Source organism: Haladaptatus sp. (assembly GCF_049589095.1).
Taxonomy (GTDB): Archaea; Halobacteriota; Halobacteria; order Halobacteriales; family Haladaptataceae; genus Haladaptatus.
Genome location: NZ_JBAWAC010000042.1, coordinates 1 through 5698, shown reverse-complemented (window position 1 = coordinate 5698; position 5698 = coordinate 1). Strand labels below are relative to the sequence as shown.

Here is a 5698-nt window from a genome sequence, read left to right as displayed (position 1 = left end):
GCCCTCTGTCGAGTCGTTTGGGCGAGCGCAACGGACGGAATTCACGGAATTCTGACTGAAGGGGATTTGACGCTGCTCGATGCCGTCGGGAACGACGATGGCTGGCTGTTCCGAATCCGATTCCCGGACCACGAATCGACGACGAAGTTTCGGGAGGCTTGCGACGACCGCTCGATAACCTACGAAGTCCGTCGGATCTATACCGTGGACGAGTTCCCGGCAAAACAGTACGGATTGACCGACGAGCAACGCGAAGCCCTCGCAACGGCGTTCGCGTCCGGTTACTTCCGCGTCCCGCGGGAAACGTCGCTCTCGGAACTCGCCGAGGCGCTCGACATCTCCCCGCAGGCCGCCTCGGGACGCCTCAGGCGTGGCTTGGAGCGAATGCTCGGTGCGACGCTGTTCCCCCGGACCGGTCCGAGCGATATTTCCGAGGGGTAATAAAAGTGAGAACCACTAAACCCCAAGAATTCCCTTACTACTTCACCTTCAACCAGAGGATGTGGGCCATATCGTTTTGTGTACGGATGCCGGGAGGTATCTGACATGTGTCGGGATTCGGACGGCCACGGACCGATTCTCAACGAAGCGAACCACGGCGATGGACGGATCGCGGAAACCGTTATCGACGCGATCTCCGAAGTCGTCGGGGACAGTTCGACGGAGATAGAACCGCTGTACGAGAGTATCGACCCCGATGCGCTGGAAGATTTGTTCGACCGACGACCCGGCAAGGACGTTCCGACACGGGTGGAGTTCCGTCACAAGGAGTTCTCCATCGCCGTCGAAGAGAACGGTCGCGTCGTCATCTACGACGCTCGATAGTGTGCCAGTACGCTTTTGCTGCCATCCGTTGTCAGCCCCCTCATGCCTGACAACGAGTACGACGTGTACCTCGTGCCGACTGGCAAACGGGGTGAGGAACAGAACATCGTGTCACCCGTCGCAGCGACGGACGTGGATTTCTACGAGACGGGTATCTGGGTTCGGCGGAAAGGCGGGCGGAACTTCTTCCCGTACGAACAGATTCGAACCATCAGGGAGCACCACTCGGGCCAGTAAAACGAAACGGGAACCGACACCGGAACGCCTAGTTCGGCGTCAACCCGACGATTTCGCGTGAGAAGATGTCGGCATAGCCCGAGAAGGACATCTTGAGGGAGGGCACGCCCGGGAACGTGAGCGTCTGGATTCCGATCATCGGACGCTCGACGTCCGTGCCCAGACTCCGTAGCGCGCTCTCGATTGCGGTGTACAGCTTTGCGGTTTCCTCGACTTCGAGGTCCGAACACACCCCGGCCACTCGCGTCGGGAGTTCGGCGATCACGTCGCCGTCCCTGACGACTGCCCAGCCACCACCCATCTCGTTCACGTGCGAAACCGCACGACGGAGATCTTCACCGCTACCGACGGCGATGACGCCGGGCGTCTCCCACGTGAGACTGGTCGCAATCGCACCCTCGATCGGTCCCAATCCGGTAACGAAGCCGGTGAAACCGGTTCCGTCCCCGTCCGGATGCCGGTCGAGGAGCGTGACTTTCAACAGGCCGTCCTCCGGCGCAGCGACGAGTTCGCCGTCCTTCTCCGGTGGGACGACGTTCGTCTCGCCCGAGAGTAGTCCCTCGCGGTATTCGATGGCGCGAACCTCCCCGTCGGCGGCCACGTCCGCGGGAACGCGGAACTCCTCGGGGTCGGTGCTGACGTTCACGCTGTCGTAGAAGTGGTCGGGATACTCGTAGGAACGCGGCGCGACGGCCATTTCGTGGTTGTTGTAGACGACCTCGCCGCCGTTGATGACGGTGGTGACGTTGACAGTTTCCAAGTCGTCGATGAGCAGGATATCGGCGATGTTGCCCGGCGCGAGCGACCCGAGGTTCGACAGGCCGAAGTGGCGGGCAGGGTTGAGCGTCGCCATGCGAATCGCGTCCGCAGGCGAGACGCCCTCCTCGATCGCCCGGCGAACCACCACGTCCATGTATCCCTCCCGGACGAGTTCCCGGGGCCACATGCCGTCCGTCGAGAGCGAGATTTCGGCCGCGCCGATCTCCTCGTACGCCTCGCCGACTGCCGACATGTCGTCACGAATCGAGCCACAGCGGCCGACGGCGTGGATACCGTTCTCGACGCGTTCGATGATGTCCTCGCCCGTGATCGACTCGTGGTCGTCGTCGACGACGGTCGCGAACGCTTGGAGTTTCTCTCCCGAACAGCCAGCACCGTGGCCGCTGACGGTTTTGCCCTCGATATGGGCGCGCTCGTACAGGTCCTCGGTCGGGGAGTCCCGACCGACGGCGTGAATCCAGTCGGTCTCGCCGACGCCGACGATGCGAGCGTCACCGAGGAGGTTGGTGAGCGATTCCGCGTTCCCGCGTGCGGGTTCGAACGTGTCGATGAGCGGTTGCGGCGGAACCGTCGCGTACACCCGAATCGGGAGGTACGACGTCGCGGCGAGCAACTGCTCGACGCCTTCCGCGCCGAACGACAACCCGAAACCCGAAACCTCCGATATGACGGTCGTCGTTCCACCTTCGAGGGCGTAGTGATAGGCGTTCTCGAACGTCTGATGCAAATCGATATGCGTGTGAGCGTCGATGAACCCCGGCGTCACGACGCGGTCACTGGCGTTGATGACTCGGGTTTCGTCGCCGATAGCGTCGGTTCCATCCTCCGGCAGCGCCGCGACGCGGTTGTTCTTCACGACCACATCGCGGGCCTGAAACTCGCACAACTCCGGCAAGAGAACGCGACCGTTCCGAATCACGAGGTCGGCAGGTTCGTCGCCGAGGGTGACGGGTTGCAGTTCGTTCATTTGGTTACTCCCTCGTACACCACGACGCCACCTTGTTCGTGTCGGTTCACTTCCCCACGCTCTTCGAGCACGTCGAGGTGACCAACCGCCTCGCTCATCCCGGGGAAGTACTCCGTCGCAGGGAGGTCGTCGAACAACCCTTCCATCACCCCGAACGCCGTCGTCGGGTCGTCCACGAGCGTGCGAACGTTTCGAGTTCGCTCCTCGTGGGAGTCAAGGATTTCACCGATCCGCTCGGAGGGGTCATCGATCTCCTCACGGTGGCCGGGGAAGATGTGATCGAGGCCGCGCTCTCGGAGGTTCGAGAGGGAGTGATTAAACGCCGGAAGCATACGCGGGCGCTTTCCACCTCTCTCCATCGGTGGTTGAAGAAACGGGTTGGGCGTGATATCGCCGAGCACGTGGTCGCCGACGACCGCCATCGATTCGCCCTCGTACTCGAACGTGAAGATGGTCTCCCCGGCGGAGTGTCCCTGGACGAACTCGGCGGTCAACTCGATACCCTCGACCGTAACCGATTCGCCGTCGTCAAGTGCGAGGTCGGTTTCGACGCTCGGGGCGGCCGAGAGATACGCCTCCGGAAGGTTGGTCACGGTTTGGGCGGTCGTCGCCGCCATTCCGTTCCGGTCGAAGAAATCCGAGAAGTACTCCTGTTCGTACCGCAATCTGTCGTCGAAATCTCTCAAAATGTCCGCTGCCGCGGTGCTGGCGACGACCCGTGCGCCCGATTCACGAAGCCGCTTTGCCAAGCCGAAATGGTCCGGATGCGGGTGCGTGATGACCACCTGCTCCACGTCGCTCGGACCGAGGTCGTGGTCCTCCAACCCGTCGAGCAGTGCAGTCCATGCCTCTTCGCTTCCCGGACCGGGGTCCACCAGCGTCCGCCCCGTCAAGTAGGCGTTCACTGGTCCGATTTGGAACGGCGTCGGAATCGAAAGCCGCGTAAACATACGTATCTCCTTTCTTTGCCCGCAGTAAAACCGTTTTTGAACCGGGGTCCCCGACGAATTCCGACGGAACGATTATATCTGACCCAAGCGTAAGGACATAATTGGGAGAGCCATGAACACACACTTCAAAGACGCGTGGTACCACCTCCGACATGCCGGGAGTCATCTCGGGCGTGGTCTCCGCGAGGAACTGCAACCCGCCGAGCGAAAAGCCCGCGAACTGACCGGACGGGAACAACCGCCGGAGCCGAACCGACGGGAGAAGATGCGACGAAACCTCCGTGGCGTGGAGCACGAGGCGAAACGACGTTCCCGCGATGCCATGCGGGACGCGAGAAAGCGGATGAGTTAGACCTCGAAGCCAATACACTCACAGTCCGCGAAGTCGCCGCCCTCGACGTGCGGGGGCGACGCGTTTTTTCGATCCACATCGACACGGCCACGGAACGTCGAGTTCCTGAACGCCACGTCGTCGGCCTTGACGAGCATGGTCGCGTTCCCGTCCGCGTCGTGGGTGGCCGTCACGCCATCAAAGATGATTCCCTCGCCGAGGACATTGATACCGTGTCGATTTTCCGTACCATTCCGGAAGGCGAACCGGCAGTCGCGGAGTTCGGTTCCGCCGCGCCATAGCTCCACGCAGTAGCCGTGAATCGCGCCGTTGCCCGAGTCCACCAGCTCCACGTTCTCCAAGATGACCGGGCCGTCCCCGTCATTGACCTTGATGGCACGCGCCGAGGACGTACACTCGATCTTCAGGTCGCGCACGCGGGCGGAGCGACTCGAAATCCTGAGGCCGTCGTTGTCGCAGTCCGGCAGGCGAATTTCGGTGTGCGAGACGCGTGCATCGCCCTCCTGCAACCAGAGTGCACAGCTGGTGTATTCGGTCTCGTCCACTTCGATTTCCACGCCGCTGGCTTCGTCGCTGTCGCCCAACCGGAGGTTCGCGTTCCCGTTGTCCTTCCACAGGCCTCCCTCCACGAAACACGGTCCTCTCCCGCCCGCGAGGTAGCCGCCGTTGTTCACCCACCCCTCGACGTGGCAGTCGCGGAACGTCAACTCGCCGCGGTGGTCGTCGGTAACGCTGATACCGATCGGATGGCTGGTCTGGGATTCCGTGGGTGACTGGTCCGGATACGCGTCGGGCCGGAACGCACACCCGTCCGGTAGCGAGACGTTCACCTCGCCCACCCCATCCGGGTGTGTGACCGCCGCGTAAATCGCTCCGAGGGCCTTCTTGCCCGCCGATGCACACTCACCCTCGACCGCCACGTTCTCGATTCGCAGGTCGTCGCTCGCCCGTGCGGAGATGGCCTGCGCGCCGACGCCCTCTGCACTCATGTCGAACGTCAGGTTTCTAATCTCGACCGTCGTGGCCGACGAACCGGCGGATACGCCCCAATCGCCCCCGACGTCCAGCCCGTACTGCTGATCGGGATCGGTCACGGCCAGCGTGGCGTGCGGGTCGCCCACCACCGCAACCGCCTCGGCGTCGTTGTGGTAGAACCGCCCGTCGAGGTGGTAGCGTCCCTCCGGAAGCACGAACTTCGTCCGCGGACCGGCGTGCGCGGAAAGCACTTCGTTCAGGGGTTTCCCACCGTCCCGAACGCCCGGCTCCGCATCGGCCACGTTCACCACGTTCCAGTCGGTCATGTTCGGGGGTCGGAATCGCTGGCCCTTGGTCGTACCGGCCGCCCTCGAAAGCAAGCCTTAAGTCCGGTGCAGGAAAACGAAAAAGTGAGCGGGTCGGTAGTCTAGTCCGGTTATGACAGCTCCTTCACACGGAGCAGATCGGCAGTTCGAATCTGCCCCGACCCAAGGATTTCTGCCACGGGTAACCGATGAGCGGCGAGTCTGCGTCGCTCGTCACAGCCCGCGAACGAAGTGAGCAGGAATGTCTTGCTCAGGTTCGAATCTGCCCCGACCCACTACATATAAA

The 5698-nt window shown here is 62.5% G+C and carries 7 protein-coding genes and 1 tRNA gene; 5 read left to right on the top strand and 3 right to left on the bottom strand.

Features of this window, described 5'->3' with window-relative positions:
- From WBV42_RS01405 to WBV42_RS01395, 3 genes are all read left to right on the top strand, one after another.
- Nucleotides 1–441: helix-turn-helix domain-containing protein (locus WBV42_RS01405; RefSeq protein WP_423984455.1), on the top strand; the 441-nt coding region annotated here is incomplete at its 5' end.
- Between the two features lie 105 nt (nt 442–546).
- A complete protein-coding gene (locus tag WBV42_RS01400; protein WP_423984454.1) occupies nt 547–825 on the top strand; it encodes a HalOD1 output domain-containing protein in 279 nt (92 codons plus the stop codon).
- A 42-nt stretch (nt 826–867) separates the two neighbouring features.
- Nucleotides 868–1062, top strand: a complete 195-nt coding sequence (locus WBV42_RS01395; RefSeq protein ID WP_066146552.1) for a hypothetical protein — start codon at nt 868–870, stop codon at nt 1060–1062.
- 28 nt (nt 1063–1090) lie between these two features.
- Here WBV42_RS01395 and WBV42_RS01390 read toward each other — a convergent pair whose 3' ends face one another.
- A complete protein-coding gene (locus tag WBV42_RS01390; RefSeq protein ID WP_423984453.1) occupies nt 1091–2809 on the bottom strand; it encodes an adenine deaminase C-terminal domain-containing protein in 1719 nt (572 codons plus the stop codon).
- Nucleotides 2806–3759 carry an MBL fold metallo-hydrolase gene (locus tag WBV42_RS01385; RefSeq protein ID WP_423984452.1) on the bottom strand — a complete coding sequence of 318 codons (954 nt, stop codon included), beginning with the start codon at nt 3757–3759 and terminating at the stop codon, nt 2806–2808. The genes WBV42_RS01390 and WBV42_RS01385 overlap by 4 nt, the downstream gene beginning before the upstream one ends.
- A 112-nt stretch (nt 3760–3871) precedes the next feature.
- Here WBV42_RS01385 and WBV42_RS01380 point away from each other — a divergent pair, with 112 nt between their 5' ends.
- On the top strand, nt 3872–4111 hold the full coding sequence (locus WBV42_RS01380) for a DUF7553 family protein (protein WP_423984451.1): 240 nt from the start codon (nt 3872–3874) through the stop codon (nt 4109–4111).
- Here WBV42_RS01380 and WBV42_RS01375 read toward each other — a convergent pair.
- On the bottom strand, nt 4108–5412 hold the full coding sequence (locus tag WBV42_RS01375; protein ID WP_423984450.1) for a hypothetical protein: 1305 nt from the start codon (nt 5410–5412) through the stop codon (nt 4108–4110). The genes WBV42_RS01380 and WBV42_RS01375 overlap by 4 nt on opposite strands.
- Before the next feature lie 90 nt (nt 5413–5502).
- On the opposite strand from WBV42_RS01375, the gene WBV42_RS01370 reads away from it, so the two are divergent.
- A tRNA-Val gene (locus WBV42_RS01370) sits at nt 5503–5577 on the top strand.
- The last annotated feature ends 121 nt before the right edge of the window (nt 5578–5698 follow it).

What these genes read in the sequence shown, in the direction of transcription:
- WBV42_RS01375 (WP_423984450.1), bottom strand. Translation starts at nt 5,412, where the DNA reads ATGACCGACTGGAACGTGGTGAACGTGGCCGATGCGGAGCCGGGCGTT.
- WBV42_RS01395 (WP_066146552.1), top strand. Translation starts at nt 868, where the DNA reads ATGCCTGACAACGAGTACGACGTGTACCTCGTGCCGACTGGCAAACGG.
- WBV42_RS01390 (WP_423984453.1), bottom strand. Translation starts at nt 2,809, where the DNA reads ATGAACGAACTGCAACCCGTCACCCTCGGCGACGAACCTGCCGACCTC.
- WBV42_RS01400 (WP_423984454.1), top strand. Translation starts at nt 547, where the DNA reads ATGTGTCGGGATTCGGACGGCCACGGACCGATTCTCAACGAAGCGAAC.
- WBV42_RS01385 (WP_423984452.1), bottom strand. Translation starts at nt 3,759, where the DNA reads ATGTTTACGCGGCTTTCGATTCCGACGCCGTTCCAAATCGGACCAGTG.
- WBV42_RS01380 (WP_423984451.1), top strand. Translation starts at nt 3,872, where the DNA reads ATGAACACACACTTCAAAGACGCGTGGTACCACCTCCGACATGCCGGG.